Below are 14481 nucleotides of genomic sequence, written 5' to 3'. Positions count from 1 at the left end.
CATGCCCTTTCTCATTTTTTGTACCTTTGGGCATATGAAAACATGCCTTCTTTCCGTACCGTACGACAGTGGCCACCATCGCAAGCGTCTGGCTGCCGGGCCGCCCATCCTGATCGATGCCGTTGCACAACAGTTGCCCGCGTGGGGCCATCGTGCCCGCAAGGCCGAAGTTTTTGTCGACACGCCGTTCGCTACCGAGGTCACCACGAGCTTTGCCGTAGCCCGGGCCGTGGCAGAGCAAGTCGCCGCGGCCAAACAACAGGGTGAGTTCCCCCTCGTGTTCACCGGAAATTGCAATGCCGCCGCCCTGGGCGTGCTCAGCGGCCTGCAAGAAGACCTCGGCGTGATCTGGTTCGATTGCCACGGCGACTTTAACACGCCCGAAACCACCATCGGCGGCTACCTCGACGGCATGGCGCTCTCGATCGTTGCCGGTCAGTGCTGGACACCCCTGGCCGAATCAATTCCCGGCTATGCGCCGGTGGCAGAGGATAAGATCATTTTGGCGGGCGCACGTGACGTCGATGCCCTGGAAGGCCACCGGCTGGCCGCTTCGGCGGTGCGCCTGATCACGCCCGCTACCCTGGCACAACCCGAAAATGCCTTTGATGACTTTCGACTTCCCGCAGGCAAAATATACCTGCACCTGGACCTGGACGTGCTCGATCCCGACTATGCTCGCGTCAATGAATATAGCACGCCCGGCGGGCTGTCGCCGGAAACATTATACCGTGCCATTGACAGCATTCGACACCGGTATACCATCGCCGGCGTAGGCATTACCGCCTACGATCCTTCGCTCGACCCGCACGCCCGCGTGCCCGAAGTTGCCGTAGAGGCGATCAGACGAATCCTTGCGTGACATGGCCGTATTCCGGGAGCTGCTGGAGTTTAAGAAGACCGATCGCACGTGGCACCTGCCCGTGCTGGCCGGCCTGTGTGTCGGTATACCCGTGCTGACCGGATACTTTACCGGCCACATCGTCGACGGCAAATTGGCATCCATGGCCGGCCTGGTGATCCTATACATGCAGGTACAGCAACAAATGGCCAATCAGCTGGTAAAGCTCATGGCCTGCTCCTTTGGACTGATGGTGTCGTTTACGGTCGGAAGCGTGGCCAGCTTTCATCCATTGTGGTCGTGTCTTATCCTGGGGATATATGCCTTTACTGTGCACCTGGCGATCTTCTACCTGAAGATGAACAGACCACCCGGCAACTTTTTCTTTATCATGATCGCCTCGGTTGCGGTATGCCTGCCGCACGACCTGGCCGTTGTGCCGCATCGCATTGGACTGGTAGGCATCGGCACGATGACTTCCTGCCTCCTGGCCTTCGTATTTTTCCTGTTAATGCACAAACGCATGCCGGCGACCACGGAGACCATTACCGTTGCGAAGAGCCGGTACGTAAATCTGATCGAATCGGTCACGTTTGGATTTTTTGTCGGCGCAGCCCTGCTCGCCGGCCGTCTCTTAAAACTTGACAACCCCTATTGGATTCCGACTTCCTGCGCCGCCGTCATGCAAGGCATCAGCACCAAACACATCTGGCAGCGCAGCGTGCAACGGATCATGGGTACCTTCGTGGGACTGATCTTAACATGGATCATACTCTTGCTACATCCACCCGTGCCGGTGTTATGCCTGAGTATCGTCGTATTGCAGATCGTGGTGGAGATATTAGTCGTACGCAATTATGGACTGGCCGTTATCCTCATTACAGTACTCACGATCTTCCTGGCGGAATCGGGACCCGCGCTGACAAGTGATCCCAACAGGTTACTCACCACCCGTTTTATCGACATCTTTATCGGCAGTGCCATGGGCTCGCTGGGCGGCTGGATCCTCTACAACGAAAAATTGCAGTTCGCCGCGACCAAACAACTGCGCAAAACCAAAGTGATCCTGTCCAAGCTAAAAGAATAGCATCTGTTATCGTGGCGCGGTGTAGCCGTCAACGACCACGTCGTAGACTATAAGCTCCGCATACCCCTCTGCTGTATTGTTGGATAAGAATGCAAAATTGAATTTGGCGACATCGTTTAGCGCAAGGGGCTTCAGGCCACCGGTAAACTGTGTAAAGGGTACTGTTACGGTGGTGCTCTGGACAGATGTCGGCAATTCGATGTGATTCTGAATGCCGCCGTGTACGCCGGTCTGGCGCAGCTGCACGATAAACGCCTGATTTGCCTTATACGTGATGCGCACGGACTTGCAGCCTGAAAGGTCTGCACGCGGTGCCTCCACACCCGGCGCCGTATTCGCCAACGGGAAGGATACTTCTCCATATTCGCGCACGTTGAATTTCACTTGCATCCAGGCAGAATCGCCGCGCTGAACCAATGCGTTCGTGCCCGTGGCCGGAAGTAGTTGCACGGTCTGCCGGTCGTGCCCCGTTTGCCACGTGGTAAATCCGCCAACGGCTGCCGACGAAAGCGGCAACCGGCGTGGACCGGCACACGCCACGAGCAACAACGTTACGCACAAGGCACTTTTCATTCTGTTACGGAAGATTTGTCTGCGTCTAACCACCGCTCTATGCCGGTGAACGCCGTACGGCTCCACGGGCTGGCCGCACAATATAACAACATCAGTGGGATAAAGTTAAACATGCCTCGGCGGTATGCATCGCCGATCCAGTCCGTCGAGTTCGGCATAAAGTCGGTATCCAGCTGATAAAACACGAGCAGGTACAGGCCCCATGCGGCGACAATGACGACCAGCAGTAGCGACGTATGCCGCTGTTTCCACAGGAACGGGATATTCAGGAATACCACGGCCACGAACAAAAACATCACGATGCCATAGTACGATCCGTGAAAGGTCACTTCCATGACCCGGCTCAGCATGCGGGAGAGCTTGCCGGCATCCCACGTAAGGTCGAAGTCCATGGGCTGATCGCCCGTGACATGCAAAACATCCTGTAAATATAGCTGCCAGCTTCCCCAGACGGCCAGGAAGGTCACGCCCACGACCACCACGGCCCCGATACGCTTTTGCTTTATACTCCACCACAGTACCAATGCTCCGGCTACTGTGGCAAATATGATCGCTTCCGGCCGGGTCCACAGCGCCAGTGCTATGAGCACGGCGCCCATTCGCAGGTCCAGGCCGCACGTGGTATCTACGGCACGCCACAGGGCCAGCAGGCCCATGGCGCAATAGTAGGCGCAGATAGGATTGGACGACGACAGCGAGGCAAAGTTGAACAGCTCGGGGATCGTCACCAGCAGCAAGGTATAAAAGGCGGCGCCCAGGGGGGTGGTGACCTGTGCCAGGAAGGCGTACAGAGAAACGGCCAGCGACGCATAAAATATCACCACGATGATATGCGAGGTCTCAAAGCCCAAGAGATAGGCAAAGGCAAAGTTGAGCGCTACGAGTGGTGGATACAGGCTTCGAAGGCTATAGAGCGGATGGTGCGGGTCGAAGACCGCGTTGTTCAAGGTACCTTCCTGGGCCACGGCCTTCGCAACAAAGTCAAAGCCGTAGATGCTGTCATAGATGTATACGGGCCAGAACAACGCCCGCGTGGTGACGACATATACCAGGAACACCACCGTGGCCATCAGCAACAGCCACGCCAGGTTGCGTGGTGCCGCTATTGTCAGCAAACTCTTTTCCGGCAGCCGCGGCCGGTACTTCCGTTGGATATATACCCCCAACACGATCGTCAGCGCAAGCTCGACCGCCAACACCCCCGTAACGTGCCGGAGGGAGATGTGCATCAGGTCCAGCATAAACATCAGCAACGCGTTAGCGCCCAGGCCCATGGGCCAGGCATAGCCGATCTTCTCCCATACGGGAAGTCGGTACGCCACGGCATTCACCAGGGCGAGGCCGAACACCAGCGTGATTAACAACCCTGCTATTTCCATACCAGCAGGTTAAAATGGCATAACATCATACGCGTATCTTTTGTCGACGGGATAGTCGAGCTTATCATAGCCCCAGTCGTTGACGATCGCGACATGGGTCGGGCGCACCACTGGTTCCGCCTGGAGATCGTCGCTATACACTAACCGGCGGGGATAAACAAAATAGCTGGCCCAGCCGCGATTGGTGATCCAGTAATCGATAAACGCGTGGGCTTCGTCGGTCTTTCGAAAGACGCTGTCGGGGGGCATGAGAATAACCGCTGTTTCAGGCGTACGCGACCGTAGTAATTGCAGGTAAGTAACGTTATAGCCCAGCTTTACTGTCCGGCGTTGGTCGTAGCTCAGGTCTTCATATTGCCGTTCGGCCAATCGTTCTTGCGCAAGCTTGCTAACGAGCAAATTATACCCGGTATTGACATTGACAAGGAACACGATGACCGACGACACCCCTGCCAATACTACGAGGTTTTTAACGATGTAACGCACTGACGGTGTAAGCTTCATTTTTTTCATAACGGAGTTTGCCATGCCTGGCGCGTGCAAGATAGGCAAACCTGTCGTCATTCCCGCCCCGGCCGTATGTATTACTCACACCTGCCTGGTGCTGTCGACGGCACCGCGATAAAGAAGGCCGTTGTACGTATCGGCGAGAACCGTGCCGTTCAGCCCATCCGTTATAATTGCCTTGCCGGCACCGGGGTTAACCCAAAGACCTCGGCCAGCAATGTAAACGAACGCAGCCGGTCTTGTTGCGCATAGGTCATCGTCGAGACGATGATCTCGTCTACACCATAGGCATCGGCCAGCGCAGTGAGCTGTGTCTTTACCTGCTCGGGGGTGCCCGAGACAATGCGCCCGCGGTTGTGCTCGATACGCAGCTGCTCTTCGGCGGAAAACTGATAGTTGGCAATAGCTTCGTACGGACCGATGGGCTCAAAGCGTCCGCGCTCGAACATCAGCAGTGTATAGTTGCTCAATTTGCGCAGCTGGTTTGCCTTCTCTTCGGTGTCGGCGCAAAATACGGTGATGCCCAGCATGGCTTGCGGCTCGGGAAACTGATCTGACGGGCGGAACTGCTGGCGGTATTGCGCCGTCAACTCCGGCCCCGCGTGGCCATTGATAAACCGCGCGATCACCAATCCCAACCCCAAATTTGCGGCGAGCGTACTACTGCCACCGGCGCTGCTGCTCAGGATCCACTGCTGCGGTATACCGGGGCTCTGCGGCACGGCCAGCAGCCTGCCGTACTCGGTACCGGCTTCGTCGCGGAAATAGGCGTGCAGGTGCTCGAGCTGCTCGCGGTAGTCTTCCTCGCGAAAGCGGTTGGAAGGATTTAAGAGCGATGAGGTAATGCGGTCGCCACCGGGTGCACGCCCGGTGCCCAGGTCGATGCGCCCCGGGAAAAGCGTCTCCAGCATGCGAAAGTTTTCCGCCACCTTCAGGGCGCTGTGATTTGGCAACATAATGCCGCCGGAGCCGATGCGGATCATACGGGTTTCGTCGGCCAGCTTGACAATCAGTACCTCCGGCGTCGAGCCGGCAATCATCGTCGAATTATGATGTTCCGAGACCCAGAACCGATGGTAGCCCAGTTGCTCCGCCAGCTTAACGGTTTCGATCGTCTCGGCAATAGCCTGCGTCGCCGTTCCACCCCGACGCACGATCGACTGGTCTAATATGCTCAGGCGTATAGATCGTTCTGCCATAGCTTACTTCACAATCAATATTATTAGCCTGAAAAACAGCGTTTTATGGGGATATGGACCGCTCATTATACCAAAATTGGGGGTTATCGGATGGAAAAGAATACAACGGCGGCCATCTTTACTTAGTTCCTATGTTACCCCAATGTTATGTTATTTATCATTTGGTTAAGTTATCTATATGTTATCGCATTGTTACCAGCAGAGTGGTTCTTTTGCATCCAAAATACACCACCATGCCGCGAACCTCGTCTGTCCGCCACATCCTCCCCTTCCTTTTCTTTGCTTGGATAGCGCCGGTTGACGGTGTAGAAGCGCAGGATGTCGACTCGGTCAAAAACCGCAAGGCGAAGCCCATCGAGTGGTTCAGGAAGATCAGCCTGCGGGGCTACGCCCAAATACGATATAACAAACTCGCGGAAACAAACCCCGACCTGGGCTGTGAGCAGTGTGACAAATCGTGGGGTGGCGACAATGGTTTCTTCTTCCGGCGCATTCGCCTGATCGTGTTTGGCCAGGTACACGAGCGGGTATATGTCTATATCCAACCCGACTTTGCTTCGCCGGCTTCTTCCAGCGCCATGAACTTCGCCCAGCTACGCGACGCCTATTTCGACGTGGGCCTGGACAAAGAGAACCGGTGGCGGTTGCGTTTCGGCCAAAGCAAAGTACCGTATGGTTTTGAGAATCTTCAGTCGAGCCAAAACCGAATTCCCCTGGACCGGAACGACGGCATCAACAGTGCCATCAGCAACGAGCGGGATATTGGCGTATTCGCCTATTGGGCGCCGACAAAGATCCGCGAGCGTTTTTCTTACCTCGTAAATTCCGGTCTGAAAGGTTCTGGCGACTATGGTGTGGTAGGCTTCGGGCTCTTTAACGGCCAAAGCGCCAACCGCAACGAAGGCAACGATCAACCGCATGTGGTCGCCCGTGTATCCTATCCGTTCCAATTTGGTGAGCAGTATATCGAGCCGGGCTTGCAGGCCTACTCGGGCAAGGCCATCGTGGGCTCTGTCAGCGAAGGCGTGACCGGCGCAAACCCCGAGTTTGAATACCGCGACCGGCGTATAGCGGCTTCGCTGGTGGTATACCCGCAACCCTTTGGCTTGATGGCCGAATACAACGTAGGCACTGGCCCCGAGTACGATCCCGCGACCAACTCGATCCAGTCAAAGGACCTGAAGGGCGGTTACGTCATGGCCTCGTATATGGCCCGTTTTCAGGATCAGGTGCTCATTCCGTTTGTACGCCATCATTATTACAACGGTGGTAAAAAACATGAGCTCGATGCGCGTAGCTACCGCGTGAACGAATGGGAGATCGGCGCCGAATGGCAGCCTTTCAAAGCCTTTGAGGTAGTGGCAATGTATACTATTTCCAGCCGGCGGTATGTCGATGCGGTGCGACCCGACAATTTGCAAGAAGGAAGCCTGGTGCGTTTACAATTTCAGGTAAATTTGTAGCGTATGAGCATCGTCTTCAAGCGTTATAAACGGATCTTTCGTCGCAACTTGCAACCCATCTTTGCCGTGCTGGTGGCCAAACGTGATCGCATTTCCGCTACGTCGTGGGAAGAAGAAGTAAAAATTACGCTCACGCGCGTGGGGGAAAATCCCGTGGAATACCTGGGGGAGGATCTGCCGCAGCAGTCTCTCCTGGTCACCATTCTCGAAGAGATCGAATACGAGTTCTTAAAAGAAATGCGCAGCTCGCGCGATGTCAGCCGGTCGTTACAGGACCACCCGCCCACGGGTATCTGATAACCTTGGTCCTGGAGAACTCATCATGCCAACCCTGGTTGTATAAGCAGGACAAGGGCTCGAACGGAATCATCCGCACCAACGTCCGCAAGACAACAGTACCCCACAGCGGCTCGGTGCCGTTTTGCATACACACGCGTGTATTCAGCAATAGCTTGCCCGGCGTAAAATGGAACAGCCCTTCGAAAAGGACATAATACAACACATATGCCATCAACGCAACGAGCCACTCATACCCCGACATATCCAGGCTATAGGGCCTTGTCTCCAGCAACGTTTGAATTATCGTCAGATCCACTATATAGCCATAAAAACGAACGATAGGCGCTGCTACAAAGTATCCTCCTGAGGCCGATCGCTCATCCCAGGTCCGTTGAAAGATCCGCAAAACACCACAACCGATAGCCGTCATTACGAGTGGTGGAACGATCATCTGCAGATTGTCTAACGATTTGTCGGGCGACAATATGAAATAAAAAGTCCCGGACAGCAGCCGGGCCCCCTGGTGTGCCACCATGAGCGAACACAAAAATGTCAGCATCTTCAACGCACGGCCGGTAATGATAAAGATCAACGCGCTGACATATAGCAGACCCGTCGCCACGAGCGTGAGGGCTTCCGACAGATCATAGTAGTTAAAGACTATGGGATTACCCCACGCGCCGACATTGAAGCGATCTGTAATGATCATCGGCGCTCGTTTCACGCCAACCGCATATAATACCTCGTTGAGATCCGGCGCGATATTTAAAACAAATAAGGCCAGCACACTCAGCCCCACCCAGGTTCTTAATTTCATAGTCCAAAGCTTCTTGTAAAGATATAGGATTGCCGGACGGCCTGCTTTACATACAAAGTTTTTTTGGAAGTAGGGAGGCCGCTGCCGCTAAACAAAAGAAAGAGCGGGAAACGGGTCTCGAACCCGCGACCTGCAGCTTGGGAAGCTGCCGCTCTACCAACTGAGCTACTCCCGCGTGATTCCATTCCGTGAAATCATTGTTTAAAGATAGCAACTGTCGGCACAAGTGCAATACACCCCCCGGGGTTTCTATCGCCGGCTATGGTTCGGGGGCTCCATATACTCCTTCGGAGGTCATAACGACCCGGCGAATCGTATCGTCGGCATTAAAGTAAATATGATCTATACACACTGAACGATGGTGGCTGCCGCCACCTGCTAACGCACCATTGTGGTAAATGAAATACGACCGCCCCTGGTAGTCGAGGATAAAGCCCGAGTTGGTTTGGCAGTTACCGGCGATTTCGTTGAGAATGCCACAGTATTCCCACGGGCCGTCGAGGTCACGGCTGCGGACATAGACGATCTTCTCAGGCATGCCCGATCCGTAAGAAAGGTAATACCAGCCGCGACGTTTATATAACCGTGAGCCCTCCTGAAAGCCCGGCAAGTCCAGCTTCCTGATCGGGCCGTCCAGCTCGATCATGTTCTCTTTCAGCCGTGCGTAGTAGGCCTGCCCGTTACCCCAGAAAATATAGGCTTGTCCACGGTCGTCAACGATCACGGCCGGATCCAGGTTATTCATACTACCGGGTGGCGCGGCGACCATATCGTTCGTGATCAATGCCGTACCGCGGGCGTCGCGAAACGGGCTCCACGGCACATCGGCCACGGCTACGCCAATTGCCTTACCGGCAATGGTAGCGTGCGTAACAGCTGTATACCAGTAGAATTTTCCGTGGCGGGTAATTACCTGCGACCCAAATGCGTCGCCTTGTGCCCACGCAAAATCCTGTGCCCGCAATGGCGAGCCATGGGGTTGCCAGGTGCGCATATCCGGTGATGAAAAGCACAGCCACTCACGCATGATGTAGGTCTGCTGGTCGGCTTCTGCCTCATCGCGGCCCGTAAACAAATACACCCGGCCGTCATACACCACCGCCGATGGGTCTGCCGTGTATACATGCTGAATAACAGGGTTTCCTTCTGCCCGGACAGTGCCTTGCACGGCCGCTTGCGGTTGTTCGGTTGCTCGGATCATATCGTACACATAAAAGCCGCCTGGCCGCGGCTGGTGATATCCGGCTAAAAATTGATGCCCTGCCATCGACCACGGGCATCATTTTTTGCCCTTCCCTTTCCAAAACGTCAATCATCATGGATGCAAAAGGATATGATCAAAAAAAGAAAGAGTTCGAGGTAGGATTCTTTAAAGAAGGCCATGGCTGGGCTGCCGCCTTCAACGACTTCACATCACGGCACGAAAGTCCCACGGGATTTGGCAACACACCGGAAGAGGCCTTTGCCGACCTGATGCGTGAAAAACAAAAAGAACATTATCTGGAAGAAGTGAAAAGCGGCCATTAGACCGCTTTTCTACTTATCGGTAGTACATCACCTGACAGTCGGGATGGATCTTTTGAAAACTTTCCACCTGCCTGGCCGATATCTTGGTATTGTAACACTTCAGTGTCTTTAAGGGCAGCTCTTGCAACGGGTCGATCTTTTTGACTTCGGTGTTCGAGCAGTCGAGGAACTCCAATGACCGTAATGTTTCCAACGCCGTCAGGGTTTTGATCTGCGTGCCGGCGCAGTTTATCTTCTTGAGGTTTTGCAGACTGCTGAGGGGTCTCAGGTCTTCTGTCGGTGTATTGGAAATATCAAGGTCTTCCAGGTTTGACAGTTGCGCGAGTGGATCGAGCTCACGCAGCGGGCTATGCGTAAGGTACAGCGATGTGAGCGTCTTCACTTTCGTAAGCGGCGTGATGTCGGTAACGGCCGTGCCCGAAAAACGCAGCTCCGAAAGACGGATAAACACACCCAGCGGTGTCAGGTCCTGAACCCGCGTTTCGCCGGCGTGCACAGTCTTCAACTCCACCAGTCGGTGTAGGTCCTCCCGCGTCGGCTGCGGTTGCATGCGCAGCTGCGTGTTGAAGATCTCTTTCCAGTCGTCGGTCACGCTGTTCCACCACGCTTGCAACGAGTCGGTTTTGTATACCACGAGGCATTCGGTGTGTTGGCGCAACAACTGGCGTGCCTGCTCGTCGTTGATAGCCGTCTGGTCGGCATATACTTTGCGCAGGCTGCCGGCCGATGCGAGTGGCTCCAGCGTCTGGATCTTGCTGCGGTCGGCTTGCAATGTATTTAACTTCTTAAAGCGCCCCACCACGGCCAGGTCGTCTACCGGCGTATCGCGGATGTCGAGCGTTCGGATCTCCTGGTGATCTTGCAGCGGCATCAGGTCGCGGATGGATGTTTTCGCGGCGATCACCACTTTCAACTTCGTCAGCTTTTCGAGCGGGTCAAGGCTTCGGATCTGGGCATTACCGCCAAGGTTGATCGAGTCGAGTGTCGTGATACGCGCCAGCTCTTCCTTGCCGGGCTCAGCCGCGGTACGGGCGGCATCGCGGAAGATCTTCTGCCACACGGCGGGCAACGTGTCCCACCAGCCCTTCAAATCCTCGGAGTCGAAGATCACCAACACGCCCGGGTTAGACGCCATAAAGGCATCGGCAGCCGCGCGATTAATGGCCGTATGGTCGCAGTATACTCTCTCGAGGTGTGCCAATGGGTCCAGGGGCGCCAGTGTTGCCACCGGGGTATAGTTCACATACAACGCCTTTAACCCTTCCACGCTGCCCAGCGGCGTGAGGTCTGTCAAGCGCGTGCTGTCGAGGCGCAGGATCATCAGTTTCTTCATGCCCTTGAGGGCATTCAGGTCGGTAACCGGTGTCTGCGACAACCCCAGCTCCTGCAGGTTCACCAACGGTTCCAGCACTGTCGCCTGCGTCAGCGTGGATCCGCTCGCATCCAGATGCTTTAGCGCGGTAAGCCTGCTTAACATGGAAAAGTCGTTGGGTTCGAGGTTCTCCATCTCCAGGAACTCCAGCTTGAGCATGCGCTCCAGGGGCGCGAGGTCACGCACCTTTGTATAGCCAAAGTTCAGACGTTGCAAATTCTCCGCGTACTTTAACGGTGTGAGGTCGGCCACGCCGGTATGCGACAGGTTGAGGTCCACCAGATCGGTCAGGTTGCGGATAGGACTAATGTCGGTAATAAAGGTATTTGAGATATCCAGCGTGCGCAGGCCCACCAATGCCGACAGCGGCTCGAGACTCTGAATATAGCTGTTGCGGCTCAGGTCCAGCGACTCGATGGCGGTTACGTTTTTGATGTCTGTCAGCGACACACTGTCGGCCAGTCCCAGCTTGCGGCTGAAAATCGCCTGCCATTCATACGAGAGCTGGTTCCACCACTCTTTCAATGCGCCCTTCTCGTTAAACTCATTCGTGTAAATGCTGACGATCTTCAGATCCTGGTCGTCGGGATTGTAGTTGATCTCGATAAACCGCTTCAACGTGCTGTTCACCGCCTTGCCTGCGACCGTGGTGCCTTTCATGTTTCGCCGCAGTGTCACTTTATAAAAGAGCTTATCACCGGCCAGCGTCTTCTGTTGTATTTCGTCGATGGCAAATTCAAACTTTACGTCATCAAAGAAAAAGTCGACATCTTTCAGATACGCTTGCACATCTTTATTGGTGATGACCTTCCGGTTCTCGTCGAGATCGTCTTCGATCTGGACTTTGCCATCGCGAAAGATCTTGGTATAGCTCTGTGTCACCAGTACGTCTTTATCGCGCGCCAGCGTCGCGCTGCTGCCCAGGGTGTTCAGCACATACTCCAGGAACGCTACCATGTCGCGCACCTTCGCCTCGTGGCCCGACGCGTCGACGGGCTTTGCCGTGACATCGGGTGGCGGAGCAGCCGGCTTGGCTTCTTGCTTCTTAGGGCTGGTGGACGTAGTAGTCTTCTTGGCAGGCTGTTGACCTTTCTTAGTGGACTGTTGCTTTTTTGCCGGTTGCTTTTTTTGCTGGGCTTCTACAGGGGCAACATACACCAGGAGCAGGAAAACTGTGATCAGCCACAGTTTATTTCGTTTCATAATACAAGTACTTTCTGAGAATATTGCGTTCCGACTCGCTCTTCAGACTCACCAGGTTGGAGATCAACCAGCCGTTGTTGTTGCCGGGGCGGTTAAACTCAGAAAGCTCAAAGTACCAGCCGGGAATCTGAAAGAAGTGGAACTTCACTTCGTCTACGGTCTTAAATTTAAGATTTCCCTTCTTGATCTCATACAAGAACACAGAAAGATGATCGGCCACAAAGCGTTTGCCGGCAAACTGGCTGACGCTGTCACTATTCTGAAACGCCTTGCGCAGGTTCATGAAATCCAGCTCGTGGCTGAGGGGATGCAGGAACTTGCCCACTTTGGTAGTATCGCGCTTAAAGTACGGATCGAACATATCCGCATGTACCCGGTCTATTACCCACTTGGTACCCAGGTGATCTTTCTCCAATTTCAGGAACAAGATCATGGTCTGCGCCTTGTTGTTATACAGGAACGTGGTATGCACTTCGGCAAACCAGTTGCCGCCGTGAAAGTCCAGGATGACAGGGTTCGCCCCCTCCAGCACGTCCTTGCCGAACTGTGCCTTCAGGTCGGATTTTATACCGGCATTGCCCGCGTCGAACAACATACCGAGATACTTCTTGCGAAGCTTCACGCTCTGATACTGCCGGTCTTTCGGATCGTACCGATCGCCCTTATCGTCTTCCTCACCGTTAAATCTCCGGAAGAACTGGTTCACTTGTTTGGTCTCGGCATACAGCCGGCTCTCATCGTCCATGTCGGAGACGAGCTGGGCCTGTACCGACATCGTCGTGGCCAGGCCCAGTACCCATGTAAAAAAGATTGCTGCTCTTACGTAGATCATGCACTCGTTTCAGTCACCCGGATATCACCCAGCATTACGTCCCAGAACTCGATGGTACGGCCCTGGATCTGAGTTTTCTTCCGCTCTACATAAATAGTAATGTCTTTCTTCGTTGTGTCTTTATACTTCAGGCCGTCGTCAGACTCGCCTTCAAAACGTTGATAGATGGTAACGACCCCTACATACCTTCCGTCGGGCTGACGCTCCAGGTCGCTGATATAATGGATATCGTACCACTCGATCGAAACGCGGTCATAGTTCAGGGCCATGAGACGCTCAAAGTATTTGCGCACTTTGTAGTAGTTCACCTCTTTGCGGTTCAGCGAAGAAACACCCATTTCGCTATCCGGGGCAAAAAGCTCCTCGGCGCGATCCATTACACGCTGGGCTTCCGAGAATGGCGTTTTTTTGTTGCCAATGATACTGATATACTTGCTCAGATCGCGCACCTTTTCCAATGCCAGTGAATCGATGGCTTGCTTCCGGGACGGGCTGATCTCACCTTTTTGCGCGGACGCCTGCCCCAGGATACACAAGCTCAGCAAAAGGGCATATACATATTTAATAGAATGCATGTCGTTATACGTTTTGAAAATGGAACATTATTTCTGCTTCACCAGCTCGACCTCTTTGATCTTGCCGGAACCGTCAAACTGAAGGTTGCCAATGCGGTCGGCCGGCTTTCGCTGATCCTTGAGATAATTCAGATAGTCCTTGATATTGGTAGGACGATCGTAATCTTTCTCACCGCCCTCTTCGTGAATCACGATCAATACGGGTGTTGACGGCGAAGCGAATAATGCAAGTGCTTCGTTGATGCTGTTGTTGGCGGCTCCCGGGCTGGAAGCGTTGGCTATAGCGCTAAAATATTGTTCGAGTTTTTTCTGCGGACCAACTTCTCGCTCGGCACGGGTACGCGCTTCTGCATCGCGGCGGGCCTGCTCTTCAGCCTCACGGCGACGGCGAGCCTCCTCTTCTTCACGTTGCTTGCGGGCGGCAGCTTCCTGCTCCATACGCGCCTTCTCGGCCGCCGCTTGTGCCTCCATCGCTTTCTTTTTACCCTTACAACCGGCGCCCATCGCCAGCACTACGACCATCACGGCCAACATTATAAATCTGGAAGATCGTTGAATAAGAAGTGTCATGTCTCTTGTTTTCTGTTTGATGATATTTTTTCTCTCTTAAATTATCGTGCCTATTTTATAAAAATGACCCGCACGGACGAAAAAACTTACAGACTAAACGCACTAAGCGGTCTTTAGTTGTGTTCAATGGTATTAAATTCAGATTAAAAGCAGCTCTGGCCAGACCATTCACCGCTCTTTCCGATAAGGGGCGCATGGTCCGGAACATGCATAAGTATACTACCGCCGTTAAATTCATAAAGATTTCGCGGATTTGT

General features: G+C 54.2%; 15 protein-coding genes and 1 tRNA gene. 5 read left to right on the top strand and 11 right to left on the bottom strand.

The features are described from left to right. The first annotated feature begins 34 nt into the window (after positions 1 to 34). Positions 35 to 862 (top strand): arginase family protein, encoded by an 828-nt coding sequence (locus tag KK078_RS05135; RefSeq protein ID WP_254089179.1) that lies wholly within the window; start codon positions 35 to 37, stop codon positions 860 to 862. Position 863: 1 nt separating this feature from the next. Next, complete coding sequence (locus tag KK078_RS05130) at positions 864 to 1928, top strand: FUSC family protein (RefSeq protein WP_254089178.1); 1065 nt, start codon at positions 864 to 866, stop codon at positions 1926 to 1928. A gap of 6 nt (positions 1929 to 1934) precedes the next feature. Here the strand turns inward: KK078_RS05130 and KK078_RS05125 are convergent, their stop codons facing one another. The 4 genes from KK078_RS05125 to KK078_RS05110 all read right to left on the bottom strand — a co-directional run bounded on the left by KK078_RS05125 (position 1935) and on the right by KK078_RS05110 (position 5586). Continuing rightward, positions 1935 to 2501, bottom strand: coding sequence for a hypothetical protein (locus KK078_RS05125; protein WP_254089177.1), 567 nt, complete (start codon positions 2499 to 2501; stop codon positions 1935 to 1937). Further along, on the bottom strand, positions 2498 to 3880 hold the full coding sequence (locus KK078_RS05120; protein ID WP_254089176.1) for a hypothetical protein: 1383 nt from the start codon (positions 3878 to 3880) through the stop codon (positions 2498 to 2500). The genes KK078_RS05125 and KK078_RS05120 overlap by 4 nt, the downstream gene beginning before the upstream one ends. A 9-nt stretch (positions 3881 to 3889) precedes the next feature. After that, positions 3890 to 4393: a hypothetical protein gene (locus tag KK078_RS05115; protein ID WP_254089175.1), complete on the bottom strand. Its 504-nt coding sequence runs from the start codon at positions 4391 to 4393 to the stop codon at positions 3890 to 3892. A gap of 161 nt (positions 4394 to 4554) precedes the next feature. Continuing rightward, positions 4555 to 5586, bottom strand: coding sequence for an LLM class flavin-dependent oxidoreductase (locus tag KK078_RS05110; protein WP_254089174.1), 1032 nt, complete (start codon positions 5584 to 5586; stop codon positions 4555 to 4557). Positions 5587 to 5819: 233 nt separating this feature from the next. On the opposite strand from KK078_RS05110, the gene KK078_RS05105 reads away from it, so the two are divergent. Beyond that, on the top strand, positions 5820 to 7049 hold the full coding sequence (locus tag KK078_RS05105; protein WP_254089173.1) for a porin: 1230 nt from the start codon (positions 5820 to 5822) through the stop codon (positions 7047 to 7049). Between the two features lie 3 nt (positions 7050 to 7052). Further along, on the top strand, positions 7053 to 7346 hold the full coding sequence (locus KK078_RS05100; RefSeq protein WP_254089172.1) for a hypothetical protein: 294 nt from the start codon (positions 7053 to 7055) through the stop codon (positions 7344 to 7346). On the opposite strand, the gene KK078_RS05095 is transcribed toward KK078_RS05100, so the two are convergent. The 3 genes from KK078_RS05095 to KK078_RS05085 form a co-directional block, all read right to left on the bottom strand. Beyond that, positions 7306 to 8145 (bottom strand): RDD family protein, encoded by an 840-nt coding sequence (locus tag KK078_RS05095; RefSeq protein WP_254089171.1) that lies wholly within the window; start codon positions 8143 to 8145, stop codon positions 7306 to 7308. The two genes, KK078_RS05100 and KK078_RS05095, sit on opposite strands and share 41 nt — an antisense overlap. A 102-nt stretch (positions 8146 to 8247) precedes the next feature. Then, positions 8248 to 8320: transfer RNA gene (locus tag KK078_RS05090), tRNA-Gly, on the bottom strand. 84 nt (positions 8321 to 8404) lie between these two features. Then, on the bottom strand, positions 8405 to 9346 hold the full coding sequence (locus KK078_RS05085) for a glycoside hydrolase family 43 protein (RefSeq protein WP_254089170.1): 942 nt from the start codon (positions 9344 to 9346) through the stop codon (positions 8405 to 8407). Between the two features lie 116 nt (positions 9347 to 9462). Between KK078_RS05085 and KK078_RS05080 the strand changes: the two genes are divergently transcribed. Continuing rightward, a complete protein-coding gene (locus KK078_RS05080) occupies positions 9463 to 9672 on the top strand; it encodes a hypothetical protein (RefSeq protein WP_254089169.1) in 210 nt (69 codons plus the stop codon). 13 nt (positions 9673 to 9685) lie between these two features. Here KK078_RS05080 and KK078_RS05075 read toward each other — a convergent pair whose 3' ends face one another. From KK078_RS05075 to KK078_RS05060, 4 genes are read right to left on the bottom strand one after another with little or no spacing between them, the layout of a single operon-like run. Then, on the bottom strand, positions 9686 to 12247 hold the full coding sequence (locus KK078_RS05075) for a leucine-rich repeat domain-containing protein (protein ID WP_254089168.1): 2562 nt from the start codon (positions 12245 to 12247) through the stop codon (positions 9686 to 9688). Then, positions 12234 to 13079, bottom strand: a complete 846-nt coding sequence (locus KK078_RS05070; RefSeq protein ID WP_254089167.1) for a hypothetical protein — start codon at positions 13077 to 13079, stop codon at positions 12234 to 12236. The genes KK078_RS05075 and KK078_RS05070 overlap by 14 nt, the downstream gene beginning before the upstream one ends. Next, positions 13076 to 13654 (bottom strand): hypothetical protein, encoded by a 579-nt coding sequence (locus KK078_RS05065; RefSeq protein ID WP_254089166.1) that lies wholly within the window; start codon positions 13652 to 13654, stop codon positions 13076 to 13078. The genes KK078_RS05070 and KK078_RS05065 overlap by 4 nt, the downstream gene beginning before the upstream one ends. 27 nt (positions 13655 to 13681) lie before the next feature. Then, complete coding sequence (locus KK078_RS05060) at positions 13682 to 14224, bottom strand: nucleoid-structuring protein H-NS (RefSeq protein WP_254089165.1); 543 nt, start codon at positions 14222 to 14224, stop codon at positions 13682 to 13684. Positions 14225 to 14481 lie beyond the last annotated feature (257 nt).

The organism is Dawidia soli, assembly GCF_018598185.1.
Classification (GTDB): Bacteria; Bacteroidota; Bacteroidia; order Cytophagales; family Cyclobacteriaceae; genus Ohtaekwangia; species Ohtaekwangia soli.
This window is presented reverse-complemented; position numbering and strand designations above follow the sequence as displayed.

Coding starts and splice junctions, on each gene's coding strand:
- KK078_RS05135 (WP_254089179.1), top strand. CDS start 35: ATGAAAACATGCCTTCTTTCCGTACCGTACGACAGTGGCCACCATCGC.
- KK078_RS05130 (WP_254089178.1), top strand. CDS start 864: ATGGCCGTATTCCGGGAGCTGCTGGAGTTTAAGAAGACCGATCGCACG.
- KK078_RS05125 (WP_254089177.1), bottom strand. CDS start 2,501: ATGAAAAGTGCCTTGTGCGTAACGTTGTTGCTCGTGGCGTGTGCCGGT.
- KK078_RS05120 (WP_254089176.1), bottom strand. CDS start 3,880: ATGGAAATAGCAGGGTTGTTAATCACGCTGGTGTTCGGCCTCGCCCTG.
- KK078_RS05115 (WP_254089175.1), bottom strand. CDS start 4,393: ATGAAAAAAATGAAGCTTACACCGTCAGTGCGTTACATCGTTAAAAAC.
- KK078_RS05110 (WP_254089174.1), bottom strand. CDS start 5,586: ATGGCAGAACGATCTATACGCCTGAGCATATTAGACCAGTCGATCGTG.
- KK078_RS05105 (WP_254089173.1), top strand. CDS start 5,820: ATGCCGCGAACCTCGTCTGTCCGCCACATCCTCCCCTTCCTTTTCTTT.
- KK078_RS05100 (WP_254089172.1), top strand. CDS start 7,053: ATGAGCATCGTCTTCAAGCGTTATAAACGGATCTTTCGTCGCAACTTG.
- KK078_RS05095 (WP_254089171.1), bottom strand. CDS start 8,145: ATGAAATTAAGAACCTGGGTGGGGCTGAGTGTGCTGGCCTTATTTGTT.
- KK078_RS05085 (WP_254089170.1), bottom strand. CDS start 9,346: ATGATCCGAGCAACCGAACAACCGCAAGCGGCCGTGCAAGGCACTGTC.
- KK078_RS05080 (WP_254089169.1), top strand. CDS start 9,463: ATGGATGCAAAAGGATATGATCAAAAAAAGAAAGAGTTCGAGGTAGGA.
- KK078_RS05075 (WP_254089168.1), bottom strand. CDS start 12,247: ATGAAACGAAATAAACTGTGGCTGATCACAGTTTTCCTGCTCCTGGTG.
- KK078_RS05070 (WP_254089167.1), bottom strand. CDS start 13,079: ATGATCTACGTAAGAGCAGCAATCTTTTTTACATGGGTACTGGGCCTG.
- KK078_RS05065 (WP_254089166.1), bottom strand. CDS start 13,654: ATGCATTCTATTAAATATGTATATGCCCTTTTGCTGAGCTTGTGTATC.
- KK078_RS05060 (WP_254089165.1), bottom strand. CDS start 14,224: ATGACACTTCTTATTCAACGATCTTCCAGATTTATAATGTTGGCCGTG.